17 protein-coding genes and 1 riboswitch are annotated in these 19,147 nt (G+C 72.3%); of the genes, 10 read left to right on the top strand and 7 right to left on the bottom strand.

Annotated elements, in window-relative coordinates; all coding sequences use genetic code 11:
- Positions 1-41 precede the first annotated feature (41 nt).
- A complete protein-coding gene (locus ACN9MM_RS37550) occupies positions 42-509 on the top strand; it encodes an Lrp/AsnC family transcriptional regulator (protein WP_382870298.1) in 468 nt (155 codons plus the stop codon).
- 152 nt (positions 510-661) lie between these two features.
- Complete coding sequence (locus ACN9MM_RS37545; protein WP_426368281.1) at positions 662-3,148, top strand: DUF6185 family protein; 2,487 nt, start codon at positions 662-664, stop codon at positions 3,146-3,148.
- A 100-nt stretch (positions 3,149-3,248) separates the two neighbouring features.
- Here the strand turns inward: ACN9MM_RS37545 and ACN9MM_RS37540 are convergent, their stop codons facing one another.
- Positions 3,249-4,223: a serine/threonine dehydratase gene (locus ACN9MM_RS37540; protein WP_426368279.1), complete on the bottom strand. Its 975-nt coding sequence runs from the start codon at positions 4,221-4,223 to the stop codon at positions 3,249-3,251.
- A 226-nt stretch (positions 4,224-4,449) separates the two neighbouring features.
- Here ACN9MM_RS37540 and ACN9MM_RS37535 point away from each other — a divergent pair, with 226 nt between their 5' ends.
- Positions 4,450-4,953, top strand: a complete 504-nt coding sequence (locus ACN9MM_RS37535) for a tetratricopeptide repeat protein (protein ID WP_426368278.1) — start codon at positions 4,450-4,452, stop codon at positions 4,951-4,953.
- A 182-nt stretch (positions 4,954-5,135) separates the two neighbouring features.
- The gene (locus ACN9MM_RS37530; protein ID WP_426368276.1) at positions 5,136-5,918 is read left to right on the top strand and encodes a hypothetical protein; all 783 of its coding nucleotides are present in this window, start codon (positions 5,136-5,138) and stop codon (positions 5,916-5,918) included.
- 77 nt (positions 5,919-5,995) lie between these two features.
- Here ACN9MM_RS37530 and ACN9MM_RS37525 read toward each other — a convergent pair whose 3' ends face one another.
- Positions 5,996-7,210, bottom strand: coding sequence for a S8 family peptidase (locus tag ACN9MM_RS37525; RefSeq protein ID WP_426368274.1), 1,215 nt, complete (start codon positions 7,208-7,210; stop codon positions 5,996-5,998).
- Positions 7,211-7,584: 374 nt separating this feature from the next.
- On the opposite strand from ACN9MM_RS37525, the gene ACN9MM_RS37520 reads away from it, so the two are divergent.
- Together ACN9MM_RS37520 and ACN9MM_RS37515 are read left to right on the top strand one after the other, a co-directional pair.
- Positions 7,585-8,031 (top strand): nitroreductase family deazaflavin-dependent oxidoreductase, encoded by a 447-nt coding sequence (locus tag ACN9MM_RS37520; RefSeq protein WP_426368273.1) that lies wholly within the window; start codon positions 7,585-7,587, stop codon positions 8,029-8,031.
- Between the two features lie 77 nt (positions 8,032-8,108).
- Entirely contained in the window at positions 8,109-8,312 is a 204-nt protein-coding gene (locus ACN9MM_RS37515) for a hypothetical protein (RefSeq protein WP_426368271.1), read from the top strand.
- Between the two features lie 475 nt (positions 8,313-8,787).
- On the opposite strand, the gene ACN9MM_RS37510 is transcribed toward ACN9MM_RS37515, so the two are convergent.
- On the bottom strand, positions 8,788-9,750 hold the full coding sequence (locus tag ACN9MM_RS37510) for a DMT family transporter (RefSeq protein WP_426368270.1): 963 nt from the start codon (positions 9,748-9,750) through the stop codon (positions 8,788-8,790).
- Positions 9,751-9,821: 71 nt separating this feature from the next.
- Between ACN9MM_RS37510 and ACN9MM_RS37505 the strand changes: the two genes are divergently transcribed.
- Positions 9,822-10,697, top strand: a complete 876-nt coding sequence (locus ACN9MM_RS37505) for a LysR substrate-binding domain-containing protein (protein WP_426368268.1) — start codon at positions 9,822-9,824, stop codon at positions 10,695-10,697.
- Positions 10,698-10,724: 27 nt separating this feature from the next.
- Here the strand turns inward: ACN9MM_RS37505 and ACN9MM_RS37500 are convergent, their stop codons facing one another.
- Together ACN9MM_RS37500 and ACN9MM_RS37495 are read right to left on the bottom strand one after the other, a co-directional pair.
- Positions 10,725-11,558, bottom strand: coding sequence for a class II fructose-bisphosphate aldolase (locus ACN9MM_RS37500; RefSeq protein WP_426368266.1), 834 nt, complete (start codon positions 11,556-11,558; stop codon positions 10,725-10,727).
- Between the two features lie 39 nt (positions 11,559-11,597).
- On the bottom strand, positions 11,598-12,521 hold the full coding sequence (locus ACN9MM_RS37495; protein WP_426368264.1) for an SIS domain-containing protein: 924 nt from the start codon (positions 12,519-12,521) through the stop codon (positions 11,598-11,600).
- Between the two features lie 175 nt (positions 12,522-12,696).
- On the opposite strand from ACN9MM_RS37495, the gene ACN9MM_RS37490 reads away from it, so the two are divergent.
- A complete protein-coding gene (locus tag ACN9MM_RS37490) occupies positions 12,697-13,500 on the top strand; it encodes a DeoR/GlpR family DNA-binding transcription regulator (RefSeq protein ID WP_426368262.1) in 804 nt (267 codons plus the stop codon).
- 193 nt (positions 13,501-13,693) lie between these two features.
- On the top strand, positions 13,694-15,718 hold the full coding sequence (locus ACN9MM_RS37485; RefSeq protein WP_426368260.1) for a phosphocholine-specific phospholipase C: 2,025 nt from the start codon (positions 13,694-13,696) through the stop codon (positions 15,716-15,718).
- Positions 15,719-15,781: 63 nt separating this feature from the next.
- Here the strand turns inward: ACN9MM_RS37485 and ACN9MM_RS37480 are convergent, their stop codons facing one another.
- Positions 15,782-16,384, bottom strand: coding sequence for a DUF6197 family protein (locus ACN9MM_RS37480; protein ID WP_426368258.1), 603 nt, complete (start codon positions 16,382-16,384; stop codon positions 15,782-15,784).
- Positions 16,385-16,765: 381 nt separating this feature from the next.
- A riboswitch (cyclic di-AMP (ydaO/yuaA leader) is annotated at positions 16,766-16,924 on the top strand.
- A gap of 2 nt (positions 16,925-16,926) precedes the next feature.
- Between ACN9MM_RS37480 and ACN9MM_RS37475 the strand changes: the two genes are divergently transcribed.
- On the top strand, positions 16,927-17,817 hold the full coding sequence (locus tag ACN9MM_RS37475) for a transglycosylase SLT domain-containing protein (protein ID WP_426368256.1): 891 nt from the start codon (positions 16,927-16,929) through the stop codon (positions 17,815-17,817).
- Here ACN9MM_RS37475 and ACN9MM_RS37470 read toward each other — a convergent pair.
- On the bottom strand, positions 17,801-19,105 hold the full coding sequence (locus ACN9MM_RS37470) for a phosphoribosyltransferase family protein (protein WP_426368254.1): 1,305 nt from the start codon (positions 19,103-19,105) through the stop codon (positions 17,801-17,803). The genes ACN9MM_RS37475 and ACN9MM_RS37470 overlap by 17 nt on opposite strands.
- Between the last annotated feature and the right edge of the window lie 42 nt (positions 19,106-19,147).

Here is a 19,147-nt window from a genome sequence, read left to right as displayed (position 1 = left end):
CAGGGGCCGTTCGGCCGTGGATTCGCCGGTATTCTGATCGGATGACCGAGAGTCTTGATACGACGGACTGGGCGATCCTGACGGAGGTTCAGCGGGACGGCCGGATCGCGTACACGGAGCTGGCGCGGCGGGTGAACCTGAGCGCCTCGGCGACGAAGGAGCGGGTGCGGCGCCTGGAGGAGTCCGGGGTGATCACGGGGTACCGGGCGGAGGTGGACCTGGAGCGGATCGGGTACGCGGTCCTCGCGGTCGTCCGGCTGAAGTACCCGGGCACCCGGCACGAGCCGCTGCGCCGGCTGCTCGGTGAGCGTACGGAGATCCTGGAGTGTCTCCGTACGACCGGCGACGACTGCTACGTGCTGAAGGTGGCGGCGACGTCGATGGCCCATCTGGAGGAGATCGTCGACGCACTGGCGGAGTTCGGCAGCACGACCACCAACCTCGTCTTCAGCCGTCCCCTCCCGCCACGCGGCCCGGCCGAACCCCCGCCTCCCCGCCCCCGTCCCTAGGGGGTGCCTTCTCGATCGGGCCCGGCTGATCGAGAAGACGCCCCCTAGGATCCGGGCGCCGCGCCTCCGCTCCTCGGCCGCTTGGGTGGAACCGCCTGCGCGTCGGCGCATCGCACGGCATCGCGCGCGGTCGGCCGGGGGATCGTGGGGCGGTGATCCGTCCCGGCTGGTCCGCTCCGCGCTGTCTGCATGTACTTCTGCTGCTTTGCTGTCTCGTTCTGCCCGCGGTGGGGGAGGCTGCGGCTGCTGAGGACACCGCGACAGCCTGCCGAGCCGACCAGCTCAAGAAGGCCAGGGTCACGGCGCTGGCCGAGTTCAAGCACCGAGGCAACAACTTCAGCCTGGTCACCAGCACCATGGACATCAGCGTGCCCACCACCTGGACTCAGGCCTCCGACCTGCTCCTGGACTCCCATTCTCTGGCGTATCGGTCTGCGCTGGGGTGCCTGGTGGGCAAGCCGTCGGATGAGAAGTACTTCCCTGATGACGAGTGGCGCTTCAAGCCGGTGGCCGTGAAGGCCGACGGCCAGTGGGTCAAGGTGCACTATCAGGCTGTCAACTGGATCCAGTTCTCGTTGTTCGAATCTGTCGGGCCCTGGGACCTGGTGGTGTCGAAGGAAAACTGGAGCATCGAGTTGCGGCCTTCCCCTGCCCTGAAGAGCGCCGACTGGGACAGGGTGCGGGTCGACTTGGGTGGCCGGGGCGCCCTGACGGCCACCCCGCCGCCGGCATTCGGCGAAGGTGGAACGAATCTGAGCTGGCGGCACACACAGCTGGACCGCAATCCCAAGGTGACTTTCCGCCCGCCCACCGTGCAGCACTGGTACTTCGTCACGACCTCGTTGGAGGAACCCTGGCAGGTTTGGGAGACATGGGGGCCTTATAGCGCCTCGGCGACATTCTGGTACGTCGCCTCAGGTGCGTTGTTGCTCGTCGCGGGTCGGCGACTGAAGCACAGCCTGGCCAGTCCGATTTCGGCGGAGGAGTCGAGCGCGCTGCACTACCTGCGGTGGTGGGCGCTCCTCCTGATGCTCCTGGGCGTGCTCGTCTACCTCCACGACAACGTCTACGTGTGGCTCCAGCAGCTGGTGGGCTGGTATCACGATTACCAGCCGACGGTCGCGCTGTTTGTCCTGGCGCTCCTCGGGCCTGCGCTGTGTCTCTTCGGCAGTCGGTCGAGACGCCTCCTCTTCAGTGTGGGCGGAGTCGTCCTCGGCGTACTCGGCTGGTACGTGGTGGCAGAGGTGTTCGACTTCACCTTGCTCCCCACCGTCGACTGGCCCTTGTCCACTCCAGGCTTGACCGTGGCGGCCGTGGCCTACGCTGCGCTGCTGGCGGTGTTCTGGATCGGTGTGATCGCAGCCGGGCAGCGGCTCCTGCTGATCAGCGAGACACGGATTCCGACACGTGTGATGGTCGCCGCCGCCCTTGCGGCAGCGACGGCGACCGTCCTCTGGGCCTATCTCGCCTTCGAACGCTTCTGGGAGCGGATCACCTGGCTCGCGCACCCGTCTTGGCCCGGTTTTCGGTCGGTCTGGGCTCAACAACTCGACGAATGGTGGTTGTACTTCCCGACGAATGCACTGGAACCGCTGCTGGTCATCGTCAGCATCCTGGCGCCGCTGGCCGTACTGGGCGTCTTGCGGGTCTGCCGGGTCGAACAGCACGAGCAGGGGGCGTTCACGCCGACACCAGCGGAGCGGTATCTCCTGGTGGTCCTCTTCGCCGTCACCTTCGCACCCGACACGTACTACTTCGGCTTCTCGGCTTACGCCCTCACCCTGTTGCTGAGCCTCTTCACGGCCTGGGGGGTACTTGCCCTGGGCTCGTCCGTCTCCGTACTGGAGCAGCCATTCGCCGACAATGCGCCGCTGGGAAGGACGATCTCACTGACCGACAGGGCCGACGTACTGCGCCTGGCACGTCGGTTCCGGGAGCTCCAGACCCGCCGGGGTCAACTCGGTCCGGCGGAGCATTCCGCCGAGCGGGAGTCGATCGAGGTGGAGATCGACAGACTGGACCAGGCACTGCCGACAGGAGTCCGGCCCGCCGATCTTCCCTTTGCCTGCGGCCCGATGTCCACGTGGTGGGAAAATGCCCGCAGGGGCGCCGTCAACGCGTGTCTCATCGGCTTGCCCGCGACCGGCCTGCTCTATTGGGTGGACGCGGTGAAGGGCGACTCCTGGATGGTGAACGCCCAGAACGCGACGGGATTCCTCTGGATCATGCTCCAGATCCTCTACTGGCAGGTCTACTGGATCGTCGGGGGAATCTTCCTCGGGGCGCTGTGGCGTGATCTGCCGGGCCGTCACGGGCCCACAAAGGCACTCTTCGTCGCGCTCGCGTTCGCCGTCCCGGAAGTGGCCGACTTCCTCATCACCCAATCCTTCCACGGGAGCGTGCCTGAGGTGATCGGCGAGATCGCCGCGTTCGCCTCGGTGATGACGTGTACGGGCCTGATGATGGACCTGCAGACCTTCCAGGACGAGCGCCGCTACTGGCCGACCAACGCCAGTCTCGTCGCCTACGTCTACCAGATGCGCTTTGCCACGTTCGCGTTCTTCATGGCGCAGCTGCTCGCGCTCGTCACCCTCTGGAAGACCTTCGCCGACGTCAGCACCTCGGCGCCCGGCCGGTAGCCGGCCCCCGGCCAACGGCTCGATCACCGCCCACGCAGCGTCAGAGATCCCCCCATCCCTCACGGCCGGACCACCGATCCGGTGATCGGAAAGACACCCCCTAGTGCGGCTGCGCCAGGTCCGTGGGATCGGTGTTGGCGCCGCAGAGGACGACGCAGACCTTCTCGCCCGGCGCCGGGCGGTAGCCGGTTCCGGCGGGGCGGTCCCCGGTCCGGCCGGCCAGGGCCGCGAGGGCGGTGGCGGCGGCGTGTTCGACGGCGAGACGGCGGTCGTCCCAGAGGGCCCGGCGGGCGCGGACGATGTCGGCGTCCGTGACGAGGAGGGAGTGCACCGCGTCGTCGTGGGCGGCGTTCACGGCGAGGGAGGTGGCGCGGCGGGCGCCGAGCGCATCGCTCGCCACGGAGTCGACGGTCACGTCGACGGGGTGTCCGGCCCGGAGCGCGGCGTCGAGGGCGCGGCAGTTCTCGGGTTCGACGGCGACGGTACGGATGCCGTGGTGCCGGGCGGCGGTGGCGACGCCGGCGAAGAGCCCGCCGCCGCCGACCGCGACGACGACGGTGTCGAGGCCGGGGATCCGCTCGTGGATCTCGTCGAGGAGGGTGCCGGCCCCGGCCGCGATCAGGGGGTGGTCGTAGGCGTGGGAGGCGAGGGCGCCGGTCCCGGCCGCGAACGCCTCGCAGGCGGCGAGCGCCTCGGCGTACTCCGTCCCGACGAGCCGGACGTCGGCATCGAGGGCGCGCAGCTTGTCGACCTTCACCCGGGGTGCCGTGGCGGGCAGGAAGACGGTGGCCCCGACGCCCTGGCGGCGTGCCGCCCAGGCGCAGGCGAGGCCCGCGTTGCCGCCGGAGGCGATGGTGACGCCGGCAGCCGGGAGGGTGCCCCGTTCCCGGTGGGCGAGGAGGAAGTTCTGTGCGCCACGGGCCTTGAAGGAGCCGGTGTGCTGCATGAGCTCCAGCGCGAGGTGGAGCTCGTACGGCTCGGTCCCGGGGTCGGCGGGGGCTACCGTGACGGGGCGGATGTGGCCGGCGATCCGGTCGGCGGCGGTCTTGACGTCGGCGTACGCGAGGGTGTGCACCAGTTGCTCCTGAGGGGGGCGGGACCGGACGGTCGTCCCGACGATCCTCTCAAGGGTCCGGCGGGACCTTCCCGGGACCCGGCGGGGCGCGGGGGCGAGGGCGGCCCGGAACCCTTCGATACGCGGTTGACCAGGCATTCCGCAGGAGGCGATAGTGGCGCCTCTCGGCCGGAAACGATCGGCCGGAACTTCAGGGGTGGGACTCTTGCACAGCGAAGAAGACGGCGTGCCCGCGTCCGGGGCCGGGGCCGCGTCCGCGTCTGCGTCCGGGGATGCGTCCGGGGATGCGTCCGCGTCCGGGGCCGCGTGCGCTCGCGCGACCGCGCTGATCGCCGCGGGCCGGTACGCGGAGGCGCGGGAGGCCGCGGAGACGGCCCTGGAGGAGGACGGTCCCGAGCCCGCGCTCTTCCTCGTCCTCGCCCGCGCGCACACGGCCGAGGACGACGACGACCACGACGACGACGCCGAGCGGGTCTTCCGCCGGGCCCTCGACGCCTTCCCCGACCACCTCGACCTCCTCGCCGGGTACGCCGAACTCTGTCTGCGCTCCGACCCCCTGGACCGTCCCGGACGCCACGCGCGCGGCCCCGTCCTCCTGGACCGGCTCCGCGAGCTGGCGCCGGACTCCCCCAGCTGCGGCGGGCCGGCGAGCCGACCTCCGTCCTCGCCGCCGCGTCCAGGGGGCCGTCGGCCGCCCGGGTACAGCGCCACGACGTCGTCCACGCGCTGACCACCGCCGCCTCGCCGGAGGCGGCCGGGGAAGAGGCGCGCCGGCAGGCGGCCCTCGCGCCGTACGACCGGCGGCTCGCGGTCCTCGACGCCTCGCTCACCGCCCTCGCCCGCCCGGGACGGGCGCCGCTGCGGTACCTCGCCCGCCGGAAGCCCGAGTATCTGTTCGCCGCCCAGCTGGTCGTGGCCGCGCTGGTGATCGCGCGGCACGTGCTGGACGGGTTCCCGCTCTGGATCCCGTTCGCGTTCGCCGTGCTCGCCGATGTGCCGCTCCTGGCACTGCGGCTGCTCCTGCGCGACGCACGCGCGCGGGGCGGGGAGCGGGCCTCGGCCGTGGTGGACGTCGGTCCCGCCGCGGCGGAGCCGTCGCTGCCCGCCGTCCCGCGCCGTCCGCGGCGCGAGCTGGCCCTCATCGGTGCCGGTACGGCCGTGGTCCTCGGCGCCGGCGCGACGACGGGTGCCCTCAGGTACGTCGAGTACAGCGCGTACCCGCGGTACGAGGCGGTCGCCCCGTACAGCTTCCGCGGGATGACGCGGATGGACATGGGCGAGGACCTCGGCGGCACCGCGGTGAACGACCCGGGCAGGCGGGGCGAGTCCTCGTTCAGCCACTTCTACACGGGCGGCTCGGGCGACGGGTCGGACCTCGCGGTGACCGTGACGGTCGGCGACTTCCACGACGCCACCGCCGCCGTGGTGGAGGAGACCGACGCGCTCCTGTCGAGCACGCCGGGGGTGACCCCGCTCGGCGACGGCTGGACGGCGGACGCGGGCGCCTACGGCGGCTGGATGCGGTGCTCCCGGTACGAGGAGAACCTCACGGGGACGCCCAGGACCATGTGCTCCTGGGCGGACAAGGGAAGCGTGGGGTTCGTGATGTTCAACGCCTCGGAGGACATGGCGCACGCCGATGTCGAGCAGCTCGCGCGGATGACACGGCAGTCCGTGCTGCGGCCCGTGTCCTGACCCGGCCCTCGCGGGATCGGCGGAGACGGGAACCGCCCCGGAGGCGCGGGCGGCCTCCGGGGCGGTTCCGTGCACGGCTACTGGACGATCTTCAGGAGCCGGTTCGGGGAGCCGCTGCCCGGGCTGGTCACCTTGTTGGGCGTGGCGCCGTTGACCAGGGCCGTGGCGACCTGGGCCGGGGTGGCGGAGGTGTGGCCCGCCAGGTAGACGGCGGCCGCGCCCGCCACGTGCGGGGTGGCCATCGAGGTGCCCGAGATGGTGTTGGTGGCGGTGTCGCTGGTGTTCCAGCCTGCGGTGATGGAGACGCCGGGGGCGAAGAGGTCGAGGACCGAGCCGTAGTTGGACCAGCTGGCCTTGGCGTCGGTGTTGCTCGTGGCGCCGACGGTGAGGGCGGCGGCGACACGGGCGGGCGACGAGGAGGAGGCGTTGGTGCCGGAGTTGCCGGCGGCGACCGCGTAGGTGACGCCGTCGGCGATGGAGTTCTTCACGGCGTTGTCGAGGGCGGTGGAGGCGCCGCCGCCGAGCGAGAGGTTGGCCACGGCGGGGGCGCCCGCCGTGTGGTTGGCGGTGACCCAGTCGATGCCCGCGATGACGCCGGCGGTCGTACCGGAGCCGTTGTTGTCGAGGACGCGGACGGCGACGATCTTCGCCGCCTTGGCCACGCCGTAGGTGGATCCGGCGATGGTGGTGGCGACGTGTGTGCCGTGCCCGTTGCCGTCCTGCGCGACCGAGTCGCCGTCGACCGCGTCGTAGCCGTTCACGGCCCGCCCGGCGATCTCGGAGTGGGTGATCCGCACGCCGGTGTCGATCACGTAGGCGGTGACACCGCCGCCGGCGCTGTCGGGATACGTGTACGTGCCGGAGAGCGGCAGATCCGCCTGGTCGATGCGGTCCAGGCCCCAGGGCGCGTTGGCCTGGGTCGCGTCGGCGCGGACGACCTGGTTCTGCTCGACGGACGCGACGGCCGGGTCGGCGGCGAGGCGGCGGGCCTCGGTCGCGCCGAGGGTGGCCGTGTAGCCGTTGAGGGCGGATCCGAAGGTCTTGCGGACCGTGCCGCCGTAGCCGGCTATCAGCTTCCGCCCCTCGGCGGAGGCGGCCTTGACGCCCGCGCCCTGCTTGAGGGTGACGATGTAGCTGCCGGGGACCGCGTCGGCCGAGCCCGCCGCGAGGACGGTGCCCTCGGCCGGAGAGGCCTGGGCGGGCACGGCGGCGAAGGTGCCCAGCAGGGCGGCGGCGGTCGCGGCGGAAGCCGTCACGGCGAGGCGGGTCTTGGAGCTCTTGGGGAGTGCCATGCGCGGGAGTCCTCCTCATGGACGTCGCGCCCGAAGGGTGGGGCGGCGCGACTGTGGGGGGGTGCACGTGGGGCCACGTACACGGTCGGGACCGGTGTGTCCGGTCCCGCTGTGCACAGCAGCCTGACCTCTCCACGGGTGCTCCTCAAGGAAGTTGAGGTCTTGTCATGCATCCGCCATACGCCTGCAATCGAACCCCCGGAGAAGGGGTCTCACCTGGCTGAATCAGGCGCTCCGGTGGCCGGGAACCGGGGCGGCCGCCTCCGCCACGCATGCCTCTCCGTCGCTCGGTGCGCCGTGGCGGCACGGAGCGTCGGATAGCGTCGGGGCAAGCAGGCCGGCGACACCGGCCGCCATCCGAAAGGACGCCCCCCATGCCCCTCGAAGGCGAGTACGAGCCCAGCACGACGACGTGGGTGCGCGACCAGGTCGAGCTGTACGAGTCGTCCGGCGGCACGCGGGGCACGACGATGCGTGGCCTGCCCGTCGTCCTGGTCACGAGCCTCGGCGCCCGGAGCGGCAAGCTCCGCAAGACCCCGCTGATGCGGGTCGAGCACGAGGGCGCGTACGCGCTCGTCGCGTCCAACGGCGGCGCGGTCAAGCACCCCGTCTGGTACCACAACCTGGTCGCCACGCCCCTGATCGAGCTGCGCGACGGTACGCACCTGTGGGACATGAAGACCCGCCTGGTCACGGGCGAGGAGCGCCAGGCGTGGTGGGAGCGGGCGGTCGCCGCGTTCCCGGACTACGCCGACTACCGGCGCAAGACGGACCGTGAGATCCCCCTCTTCGTCGCCGAACCGGTCGTCCAGGAGGTGTAGGCGCCGAGGGCACCCCGAGGCCCCCGCACCCTCGGCGCGCCACCGCCTGGCTCCGGCCGTCCCCCTCCGTGAGGGCCGTGGAGGTCTCCAGCGGCGTGACCGGGTGCGGCTCGCGGCCGAAGCGGGGGTCGTCGAACAGGGCGGTCGGGTCGGCGTACGTGAACGCCTCGGCCTTCATGCGGGCCGACCAGCGCCCGAACACCTTCTTGACCGCCGGGTCCTTCGTCGCCTCCGGGAAGGAACGGCCGGAGAGCCGGGCCACGAGCGGCGAGGAGCCGTAGGCGGAGGTGCAGAGGCGTCGCGGGCCACGGTGAAGCAGCCGCCGTCGGGGATCTTCCGGCCGTGGAAGGTGCCTGCGCGCACCTCGGGGCCGGCGGCGGCGAACGCTTCCGGGGGCAGTCCGCTGCCGCCGAGGACGACCTCGGCGTCCTCGGCGCGCAGGGCCCGCTCGGCCGCCGGCCCTCCGGCGGGCGCTCCCCCGGCCGAACAGCCGGAGATGGCCGGAGCGCGGCGAGAAGGTGTCGAACAGTCCGGAGCTCGTGCCCGCGTAGCACTTGTAGGAGGAGACCGTCGCGCAGTAGCCCTCGTACCAGCTGTAGGCGGAGGCGGAGTTGTTCGCGACCGCTTGGCCCCAGCCGTCGCTGGGGCCGCCGCAGAAGGTCCGCGGGTGCGCGCCGTCACCGCGGTACACGGCCTTCAGGTCCCACAGGTTGTGCCCGCGCGGTCACCGGGAACGGCCGAGCGGACGGCTGGACACTAGGCCCGGTCGGCCGCCGGCCGCCGTCCCGTCCGTCCCGGAGACGCCCCGGGGACCCCGGCCCGCCCGCCCGCTCCGGCCGTCGCGGCGCGCCGCGCGGGCCTCGCCCGCACCCGGGTCAGGCCGACGCCGACCAGGACGATGGTCATGCCCGTCAGGACCCGGGCGGTCAGGGGCTCGTGGAGGATCAGGGCGCCCAGGGTCACGGAGACCACCGGGAGCAGGTAGCCGACGGTCGCGGCGCTCGTGGGGCCTTCGTCGGCGATCATGCGGTAGTTGAGGTGGAAGGTGAGCCCGGTCGCGAAGACGCCGAGGACGAGGACCGCGAGCACGCCGGTCGCGGTCACCGTCGCCGGACCGCCTGCCGTCAGGGCGGGGGTGCTGAGGACGGTCGCCGCGAGGAGCTGGGCGGCGGAGAGGGCCAGGGGCGCGGTGCCCCGGCCGGTGAGCCGCCGGGCCATGTAGGCGAAGGCCGCCGCGTAGCTCATGGAGGCGCCGAGCAGGGCGAGCGCTCCCCAGGTCATCAGGCCGGGGCCCGCGCTCCAGGGGGCGAAGATCAGCAGGACGCCGGTGAAGCCGAGGGCGAGTCCGCCGAGGCGGGCGGGGCGCAGCGGGCGTTCCGTACCGAGGCCGAGGCCGATGAGGAGGGACCAGAGCGGGGTGGTGGCGTTCAGGACGCCCGCCACTCCGCTGTCGACGGTCTGCTCGCCGACCGAGAAGAGGAGGAACGGCAGGGCGTTGCAGAGGAGGGCGGCGACGAGGAGGCGGCCCCAGGTGCCACGGTCCCGGGGCAGCCGCTGCCCTGCTCCGTACGCGAGCGCGAGGAGGACCGCCGCGCCGAGGAGGCACCGGACGAAGGTGATCCACCCGGGGGTGAGGCCCTCGTTGAGGGAGATCTTGATCCAGAGGAAGCCGGAGCCCCAGAGCAGGGCCAGGACGCCCATGCGTATCGCCGAAGTCATGCCTCCACGGTCCCGGCCCCGAGCCGACAGGACAAGCGAAGGTTCGTGCATCCGGCGTTAAGCTCTGCTACATGCTGGATGTGAGACGCATGCAGGTGCTCCGGGCCGTCGTGGCCAGCGGATCCGTCACGGCCGCCGCCGGGCACCTCGGGTACACCCCCTCCGCCGTGAGTCAGCAGATCGCCGTCCTGGAGAAGGAGGCCGGCATCGCCCTGCTCGAACGTTTCGGCAGGGGTGTGCGACCGACCGCCGCCGGGCGGCTGCTCACCGAGCACGCCGCCGTGATCGGCCGTCAGGTCGCCGAGGCGGAGACGGCCCTCGCCGATCTCAGGGCGGGCCGGACCGGGCAGATCTCGGTCCGCTACTTCGCGACGGCGGGCGCCGACCTGGTCGCACCGGCCCTGGCTCGCTTCCGTACGGAACACCCCGGCGTACGGGTCGACCTGAGGATCGCCGACGGCGCGCCCGACGAGGAGGCGGACCTCACCCTCCTCGTACGGCCCCGGGGCGGACCGGAGACGTCCGGCGACGGTCTCCGGCTCGTCCCGCTGGTCGACGACCCGTACCGCGCCGTCCTGCCCCGGGGCCACCGGCTCGCCGGCCGCCGAGGGGCCGTGGATCTGGCGGACCTGGCGGCCGAGCCGTGGGTCGGCAGCGAGCGTCCGGGTCCCTGTCTCGACGCGGTGCTCGACGCGTGCGCGGCAGCCGGGTTCACCCCGGACATCGCGGTGGAGTGCGAGGAGTACGCGACCGCGCAGGGCTTCGTCGCGGCCGGTCTCGGCATCAGCCTGATCCCGCTGATGGGCCTCGGCAGCCGCCATCCGAACGTGGTGGTCCGCAAGGTCCGCGGTCCGGAGCCGGTCCGCGCGATCCACGCGGCCGTACGGGAGTCCTCGCTGGCCCTGCCCGCGGTGCGGGACCTCCTGACGGCGCTTCAGGATGTCTGAGCGGGCGGGGTCACGCGGGCGGGGCCGTCACGGTGACAGGACGGCCAGGAGGTGGGCGACCTCCCCGGCCACGGCCGCACGGGCCGGGGTCAGGTAGTGGCGCGGGTCGACCGTGTCCGGGTGCTCGGCGAGGTGGGCCCGGACGGCCGCGGTGAAGGCCTTGTTCAGGTGGGTGGAGACGTTCACCTTGGTCATGCCCGCCGTGACCGCCTCGGTCAGGTGCGGGTCCGAGACCCCGGAGGAACCGTGCAGGACGAGCGGAACGTCCACCGCCGCGCGCAGCAGGGCGATCAGGTCGAGGTCGAGAACCGCGTCGCGGGTCACCATCTGGTGGGCGCTGCCCACCGCGACGGCGAGGGCGTCGACGCCGGTGGCGGCGACGTAGGCGCGGGCCTCCTCGGGGTCGGTGCGCACGCCCGGGGTGTGGGCGCCGCCCTTGCCGCCGACCTCGCCGAGTTCGGCCTCGACCCAGACGCCGTGGCTGTGGCAGTGCTCCACCACCTCGCGGGTCGCTGCGACGTTCTCCGCGTACGGCAGCTTCGAGGCGTCGAACATGACCGAGCCCAGGCCGAGGGCGACGGCCTCACGGACGAGGTCGGGGTTCTCGGCGTGGTCGAGGTGGACGGCGACGGGGATCTTCGCTGCGCGGGCGACGGCCAGGGAGGCGAGCGCGACCGGTTCGAGGGCTCCGTGGTAGCGGACGGTGTTCTCGCTGATCTGGAGGACGACCGCCCGGTCGGCGTTCTCTGCGCCGGTCACGATGGCCTGTGCGTGTTCGAGCTGGAGGACGTTGAACGCCCCCACCCCGGTGCCCGCGGCGCGGGCGCGGCGGACGATCTCGTCGGTGGGCGTCAGCGGCATGGTGCTTCTCCCGTGGGGTGGGCGGGTGCGGGGCGGAGGTCAGGCATGGACGTCGGCGAGGACGACGGAACGGGTGAGGTTCCGGGGGGTGTCCGGGTTGAGCCCCTGGGCCTCGGCGACGGCGACGGCGAGGCGCTGGGCGCGGACGAGTTCGGCCAGCGGGTCGAGGTCGCTCTCGGCGAGGGTGCCGCCGACCTTGCGCACCTCGTCCGCGAGTCCGGCGGGCAGGGGGCCGAAGCCCCAGGTCACCCGGCCGGGGCCGGTGATGCTGATCGGACCGTGGCGGTACTCCATGGCGGGGTACGCCTCGGTCCAGGCGCCGGCCGCCTCGCGCATCTTCAGGCCGGCCTCCAGGGCGAGTCCGTAGGTCCAGCCGGTCCCGAGGAAGGTGAACTGCTCCGCCCCGCGGACGCTCTCGTCGAGCGGGGACGTGAGGGCCTGCTCGGCGTCGCGCGCGGCGTCCTCGACGGTGGCGAGCCCCTCCGGGAGGGCGTCCTCGGACTCCAGGTGCGCGCGGAAGAGGGCGAGCACGGTCGTCGCGAAGCGGGTCTGGACGACGGACTCCTCGTCGGCGAAGTCGAGGACGGCGACCTCGTCGGCGAGGTCCATCACCGGGGTCGTGGGGTCGGCCGTGATCGCGCCGGTGGGCACCGTGCCGCGCAGCCGGGACAGCACGGCGAGGACCTCGCTGGTGGTGCCGGAGCGGGTGATGGCGACGACCCGGTCGTAGCGGCGGCCGTAGGGGAACTCGGAGGCGGCGAAGGCGTCCGTCTCGCCGTGGCCGCCCGACTCGCGCAGTTCCGCGTAGGCGAGGGCCATGAACCAGGAGGTGCCGCAGCCGATCACCGCGACCCGCTCGCCGCGCCGGGGCAGGGCCGCGACGTGCTGTGACAGGGTGCGGGCCGCCTGGAGCCAGGTCGCCGGCTGGGAAGCGATCTCCACGGCGGTGCGGGTGGTGGTCATGCCGATCTCCTTGCAAGAAGAATGCGCGATGATGATGGAAGATGCTTGAAGACGCTCCCATTCAAGCAGAAACATGCAGCCTCTTTCCAGATCCCGCACCTTCTGGCGGCTAGAATCGGACGCGCGCACGAGCGGGGTGGTCATGCGGGCGCGGCCCCGGTGGAGGGAGGGACCCATGTCCAAGCACGAGCGGTGGAACACGCTTCTGGAGCTGCTCGCGGCCTCGGGGAAGCTGGAGGTCGAGGAGGCGGCGGCCGCGCTCGACGTCTCCGCGGCCACGATCCGCCGGGACCTCGACGAGCTCGCCGAGCAGCAGCTCCTCGTACGGACCCGGGGCGGGGCGGTGGTGCACGGCGTCTCGTACGAGCTGCCGCTGCGGTACAAGTCGACGCGGCACGCGCCGGAGAAGCGGCGGATCGCGGAGGCGGTGGCGGACCTGGTGGCGCCGGGCGAGGTCGTCGGCCTGAACGGGGGCACGACGACGACGGAGGTCGCACGGGCCCTCGCGCTGCGCTTCGCGAGCGGCCGGGCCGAGGCCCCGGGAGCGACGTCGGCCGGGCCCGCGCTGACCGTGGTCACCAACGCGCTGAACATCGCGGGCGAGCTCGCGGTGCGTCCGCAGATCAAGATCGTCACCACGGGCGGTGTCGCCCGCCCCCAGACCTACGAGCTGGTGGGGCCGCTGACGGTCGGCGTGCTCAACGAGGTCGTGCTCGACGTGGTGGTGCTCGGGGTCGACGGGGTCGACGCCGAGCTCGGCGTGATGGCCCACCAGGAGGACGAGGCGAGCATCAGCCGTCTCTTCGCGGAGCGGGCGAGCAGGGTGGTCGTGGTGACCGACTCCTCGAAGATGGGCCGCCGGGCGTTCGCGCGGATCTGCGGCCTGGACCAGATCGACCTGCTGGTGACCGACACGGGCATCACCTCCGAGACGGTGGCTCGGCTCACGGAAGCGGGAGTGAAGGTCCTCACCGTCTGACGTACCGTCCGACGCGCCGCCCGAACTGCTACCTGACCCATTGGTCTGAAGTCGGACCAATCGGTGAGCCCCCACCTCAAGGACTTCGCGTGTTCACACAGTAATTACCGCACGGCTGTATACCTTTAGGCTCCCCTCCCCCATCATGTCTCCGACGTGCCGCTGGGGCACACCGTGACAGGAGAGGCGGGGCATGATTCCCATCAGCCGCAGGGGTTTCGTCGGGATCGGCGCGGGGCTCATGGCGGGGGCAGCGCTGCCGCCGGTCCAGGCGTCGGCCGCCGCGAGCACCGCGACCGGCACCCTCACGGACGTCAAGCACGTGGTGATCCTCATGCAGGAGAACCGCAGCTTCGACCACTACTTCGGCACCCTGCGCGGTGTCCGGGGCTTCGGCGACCGCGCCGCCGGCAACCTGCCCGGCGGCTGGGGCATGTTCAACCAGCCCAACTGGGGCGGACGCCAGTACCCCTGGAAGCTCAGCGACACCCCGGCCGCCGGCGGCGTCGACGGCGAGACCCTCGCCCAGTGCAACGGCGACCTGCCGCACAGCTGGACCTCGCAGCACGCCGCCTGGAACAAGGGGCGCCTCGACAACTGGGTCACGGGCGTGGGCAACACCCGGTCCCTCGGCCACCTCGACCGCGGCGACATCCCCTTCCACCACGCGCTCGCCGACCAGTACACCATCTGCGACGCGTACTTCTGCTCGACGCTGAGCGCCACGGGCCCCAACCGCACGTTCCTGTGGAGCGGGAAGATCGACGGCTCCAGCAAGGACGGCGGCGACGAGTCGGGCCTCACCTGGGAGACGTACGCCGAGGCGCTCCAGCGCGCCGGGGTGAGCTGGAAGGTCTACCAGAACGCCCAGGACAACTACGGCGACAACGGCCTCGCGTACTTCAAGAAGTTCACCGACGCGCGGCCCGGGGACCCGCTGTACGACCGGGGCATGGGCTCGGTCCCGAAGGTGACCGGCTCGACGCCGGACGACATCGCCGCGGCGATCCGCGCCGACGTCGTCGCGGGCACCCTGCCGCAGGTGTCGTGGGTCGTCGCGAACGAGGCCTTCTCGGAGCACCCGTACGCCCCGCCGGGGGACGGCGCCCACTTCGTCGACCTCGTCTACCGCGCGCTGGCCGCGAACCCCGAGGTGTTCGACTCCACGGTGCTCTTCCTCAACTACGACGAGAACGACGGCTTCTTCGACCACGTGCCGCCGCCGGTCGCCCCTCCGGGCACCGCGGGCGAGTACCTGGACGGCGTCCCGATCGGCCTGGGCTTCCGCGTCCCGATGCTTGTCATGTCCCCGTGGACGCGCGGTGGCTGGGTGAGCTCCGAGGTCTTCGACCACACGTCGGTGCTGCGCTTCATGGAGACCTGGACGGCGGCGCTCGGCACCCCGGCCACCTGTCCGAACATCAGCGCCTGGCGCCGGAAGGTCACGGGCGATCTGACCGGCGTCTTCGACTTCGCCCACCCGGTGTACGGAGTGCCCGCGGACCTCCCCTCCACGGCGAAGGTCATCGGGCAGGCCACCTGCGGCCCGCTGCCGAACCCGGCCCCGCAGAACAACGCACTGCCCGCGCAGGAGCCCGGCACCCGTCCGGCACGCGCCCTGCCGTACCAGGCGAACGGCAACCTCGACCGCTTCGAGTTCGGCGCCGCGGGCAAGATCCTGGCCTGGTTCTCGATGACCAACCAGGGCGCGGAGGCCAAGCGGTCGGCGCACTTCTCGATCCATCCGCACCAGTACCGGGACACCGCCGCCTGGCAGTACACCGTCGACCCCGGCGACACGGCCACGGACTTCTTCAACATCGGCCTGGGGTCGGGTTCGGGGAAGTACGACATCTCGATGATGGGCCCCAACCGCTTCCTGCGCCGGTTCATCGGGGACGCCTCCAAGGCGGGCAAGGCCGTCGAGGTGGCCGCACGGTTCGCACCCGAGTCGGGGACGGGCAAGACCGCGCTGTGGTTCAGGATGACCAACAGCTCGGCCGGCCCGGTCACCTTCACGATCCGCTCGAACGCCTACCGCTCGGACGGTCCGTGGACGTACACGGTGCCTGCGAACTCCAGCCGCGAGGACTTCTTCAACGCGGTGGCGTACAACGGCGGCTGGTACGACTTCACGGTCCTCGCCGACATCGACGGGACCTGGTCGCGCCGGTACACCGGCCACATCGAGACCGGCGCCCCGAGCGTCAGCGGCTGACCCCCTCCTCCCCCGCCTGCCGGGCGGCGGCCTCCGGTCGCCGCCCGGCAGGCGGGCACGGGGTCAGCGGCCCGCGTGCGCGGCGCGGCGGACCGTGGCGTCGAGGAGCGCCACCGCGTCGGCGGCCGTACGGCCGGGAGCCCGGTTCCACGGCCCGATCAGGCCGTGCCACCCGCGCGACCGGAGCTCGGTCATGATCCAGGCGGCCGCCTCGTTCATGGTGTCCGCGCCGCCGTAGCCGAGGCGGTGGGCGGCGAGGAGGGCGCCGCAGACGCAGCGCGCTCCGCGGACGTCACGCAGTCTGTAGGGGGCGTTCTGCCAACCCCACTCCGTCAGCACCAGGCGCGCGTACCCGAGGTGCACGGAGGGCCGCAGCCGGGCCTGGCCGATGCGGCGCCAGGAGTGCAGCCGGTCCGGGAGCACGGCCCCGAGCCGTCCCGGGAGCCGGCGCTCGCCGGGGAGCTCCGGCGGCAGGGCGGCCAGGGCGTCGGCCACGAGCCGGTCCACCGGCACGCTGAGCAGCTCCCGCCAGCCCTCCTCCGCCGGGGGCGGTTCCTCGGGGGCGGTCCAGTCCGTGACGATCCGCTGCCAGGTGGCGCTCTCGAAGAGGGCGGCCGCCTCGCGGTCGAGGCTGTCGGGGCTGAGGAGGGAGGCGGAAGGTGGCATGTTGCGGCTCCTGGGTCGGCTCCCTCCATCCTTCAAGAAGAATGTCTGTTTTGCGACTTTTGAACCCACCGGGAGAGTCGCCCGCCCGAACGCCCCGTCGCGGAGATTTCCGCCCTATTTACCCAGCACGGAATTAAAACCCATATTCGGACATTGTGCCCCGGGTGACGCGACTCACTCATCGAGCCCCGCCCCTTCCCGGCATCTCCGCCCACCCCGTACCGGGCAAGGAAGTTCAACGGTCCCGCGGCGGCATCGATCTTGAATTCCGCGAATTCGGTGATCCATTTCCCGATACCCGACATCCGCTCCCCTTGTTATCGATCGCATTACTGGCCTACGGTCACCTCCATTCGAGCGGAACGCCCAATCCTGCCGCCGCTCGGTAAAACTCCCTTTTCACCCGACGGCAGGAGCGGGGGACCCACGAATACGCCGGTCCGGAATCCGGAACGGCTCGGGGTGCAGCCGCGTGCGCGCGGCCGGACATCTCCCGTCCGAACCCGACAGCTCACCCCGCAGGCGCCGGAGAGGAAACCGTCATGCCTGCTCACGGTAAGCACCGCCGCCCCCGTCTCGGCCACGTCTCCCGCGGCCTCGCCCTGGTCGGCACCGGTGGCGTCGCCCTGACCCTGCCCCTCATCGCCCCGGCCGTCGCCGGTGCCGCGCCGCTGTCCGGCGCCCCGCAGATCGCCGTCCAGTCTCCCGCCGCTCCCGCCGCGACGATCGCCGTCAAGGCCCCCACGGCCCCGGCCGCCGCGCGTACGTACACCGTCGTGAGTGGTGACTCGCTTTCTCTGATCGCCCACAAGAAGGGAATTCAGGGCGGCTGGAAGAGCCTTTACCACGCCAACAAGAGCGTCGTGGGTGACAACCCGTCACTCATTCACCCCGGTCTTGAACTGACGATTCGTCGGGATTCCGTGAAGGCCGTCCCCGCCGAGGCCAAGGCGAAGAAGTCCGCCACGAACGAGCGGGCGAGCCGCTCCGAGCGCCGCGCTGCCGCCCCTGCCGTCGCCACCGGGACGGGCTCCTCGGCCGCCGCGGCCGCTCCGGCCGTCGCCGCCCCCTCCGCCGCCGTCAAGGCAGCCCCGATCGCGGCCACCAACTACGCCGACAACCTCGACGGCTGGATCCGTGAGTCGCTGGCCATCATGGGCCAGCGAAACATCCCCGGTTCCTACGACGGGATCTACCGCAACGTCATGCGCGAGTCCTCCGGCAACCCCCAGGCCATCAACCTCTGGGACTCCAACGCGGTCGCCGGCACCCCCTCGAAGGGCCTCCTCCAGGTCATCGAGCCGACCTTCCTGGCCTACCACGTGCCCGGCACGTCCATGGACCTGTTCGACCCGGTCGCCAACATCACCGCCGCCTGCAACTACGCGGCCGACCGCTACGGCTCCATCGACAACGTCAACTCGGCGTACTGATCCCCTGCCGCCGGAAGTGCCCGGCGAACCAGGAGGTGGCGAGGTCCGCCACCTCCTCCAGGGCGCCCGGCTCCTCGAAGAGGTGCCCGGCGCCCCCCACCACGGCGAGCCGGTTCTCACAGCGCAGCAGCTCCAGGGCCCGCCGGTTGAGGTCCAGGACCAGCGCGTCGGCACCGCCCACCACCAGGAGCGTCGGGGCGCGCACCCGGGCCAGGTGCTCGGCCGCCAGGTCCGGCCGGCCGCCGCGCGAGACGACGGCGCTCACCGGGGACGCGGGATCGCCCGCCGCCCACAGCGCGGCGGCGGCGCCCGTGCTCGCGCCGAAGTACCCGATCGGGAGCCCGGTGCTCTCGGGCCGCGCGGCCAGCCACTCCGTGGCCCCGGCGAGCCGCCCGGCGAGGAGCGGCGTGTCGAACACGTGCGCCCGGTCGGTCGCCTCCGCCTCGGTCAGCAGGTCGAAGAGCAGCGTCCCGAGACCCGCCCGGTTGAGCGCGGTGGCGACCGCCCGGTTCCGGGGGCTGTGCCGGCTGCTGCCGCTGCCGTGGGCGAACAGGACGATGCCGCCCGCGTCCTCGGGCACCGCGAGCCGCCCGCCGAGGGCGACGCCCCCGACCGGGATCCTGACGTCCGTGTCCTGGACGACCGGGACACGCGCGGTCCTGTTCCGCTCCAGGCCGGCGATGACCTCGGCGTCCGGGGTCTGCGAGAAGTCCCGGTAGAACTGCCCGATCGCGAAGAAGAGCTCCGGCGCGTGCACGCTGACGGTCTCGTCGGCCTCTCCGCCGAGGCGGGTCGTCCAGCCACGCGGTGCCACGGGGACGGCGAGGACGATCCGGGCGGCGCCCCGGGCCCGGACCACCCGGCAGGCCGCCAGCGCCGTGGCCCCCGTGGCCAGCCCGTCGTCGACCACGACGACCGTCCGCCCGTCGAGCGGCACGGACGCCCGGCTGCCCCGATATCGCAGGGCGCGCTGGTCGAGCTCCGCGTGCTCCCGCTCCTCCACCGCCGCGAGAGCGCGCTCACCCACACCGGTCTCACGGATCACCCGCTCGTTGAGGACCCGGACGCCGCCCTCCCCGAGCGCCCCCATCGCGAGTTCCGGCTGGTGAGGCACCCCGAGCTTCCGTACGAGGCAGATGTCGAGCGGCGCGTCGAGGGCCTCGGCGACCTCCACCGCCACCGGCACGCCACCCCGCGGGAGCCCGAGGACCACGACGTCCTGGCCCTTGAGGTGGTCGAGCCGGGCGGCGAGCTGCCGCCCCGCGTCCGTGCGATCCCTGAAGAACATGGTTCCGCCGCCCTTCCGCCTCCGCGGCTGGGGCCCGGGGAG

Origin of the sequence: Streptomyces sp. E-08 (assembly GCF_049913095.1) — a bacterium.
Classification (GTDB): domain Bacteria; phylum Actinomycetota; class Actinomycetes; order Streptomycetales; family Streptomycetaceae; genus Streptomyces.
The sequence above is the reverse complement of the archived record's forward strand: the minus strand, read 5'-3'. Positions and strand labels throughout refer to the sequence as shown.

What these genes read in the sequence shown, in the direction of transcription:
- ACN9MM_RS37550 (WP_382870298.1), top strand. Translation starts at nt 42, where the DNA reads ATGACCGAGAGTCTTGATACGACGGACTGGGCGATCCTGACGGAGGTT.
- ACN9MM_RS37525 (WP_426368274.1), bottom strand. Translation starts at nt 7,210, where the DNA reads ATGGCACTCCCCAAGAGCTCCAAGACCCGCCTCGCCGTGACGGCTTCC.
- ACN9MM_RS37520 (WP_426368273.1), top strand. Translation starts at nt 7,585, where the DNA reads ATGCCCCTCGAAGGCGAGTACGAGCCCAGCACGACGACGTGGGTGCGC.
- ACN9MM_RS37510 (WP_426368270.1), bottom strand. Translation starts at nt 9,750, where the DNA reads ATGACTTCGGCGATACGCATGGGCGTCCTGGCCCTGCTCTGGGGCTCC.
- ACN9MM_RS37505 (WP_426368268.1), top strand. Translation starts at nt 9,822, where the DNA reads ATGCTGGATGTGAGACGCATGCAGGTGCTCCGGGCCGTCGTGGCCAGC.
- ACN9MM_RS37500 (WP_426368266.1), bottom strand. Translation starts at nt 11,558, where the DNA reads ATGCCGCTGACGCCCACCGACGAGATCGTCCGCCGCGCCCGCGCCGCG.
- ACN9MM_RS37495 (WP_426368264.1), bottom strand. Translation starts at nt 12,521, where the DNA reads ATGACCACCACCCGCACCGCCGTGGAGATCGCTTCCCAGCCGGCGACC.
- ACN9MM_RS37490 (WP_426368262.1), top strand. Translation starts at nt 12,697, where the DNA reads ATGTCCAAGCACGAGCGGTGGAACACGCTTCTGGAGCTGCTCGCGGCC.
- ACN9MM_RS37485 (WP_426368260.1), top strand. Translation starts at nt 13,694, where the DNA reads ATGATTCCCATCAGCCGCAGGGGTTTCGTCGGGATCGGCGCGGGGCTC.
- ACN9MM_RS37480 (WP_426368258.1), bottom strand. Translation starts at nt 16,384, where the DNA reads ATGCCACCTTCCGCCTCCCTCCTCAGCCCCGACAGCCTCGACCGCGAG.
- ACN9MM_RS37475 (WP_426368256.1), top strand. Translation starts at nt 16,927, where the DNA reads ATGCCTGCTCACGGTAAGCACCGCCGCCCCCGTCTCGGCCACGTCTCC.
- ACN9MM_RS37470 (WP_426368254.1), bottom strand. Translation starts at nt 19,105, where the DNA reads ATGTTCTTCAGGGATCGCACGGACGCGGGGCGGCAGCTCGCCGCCCGG.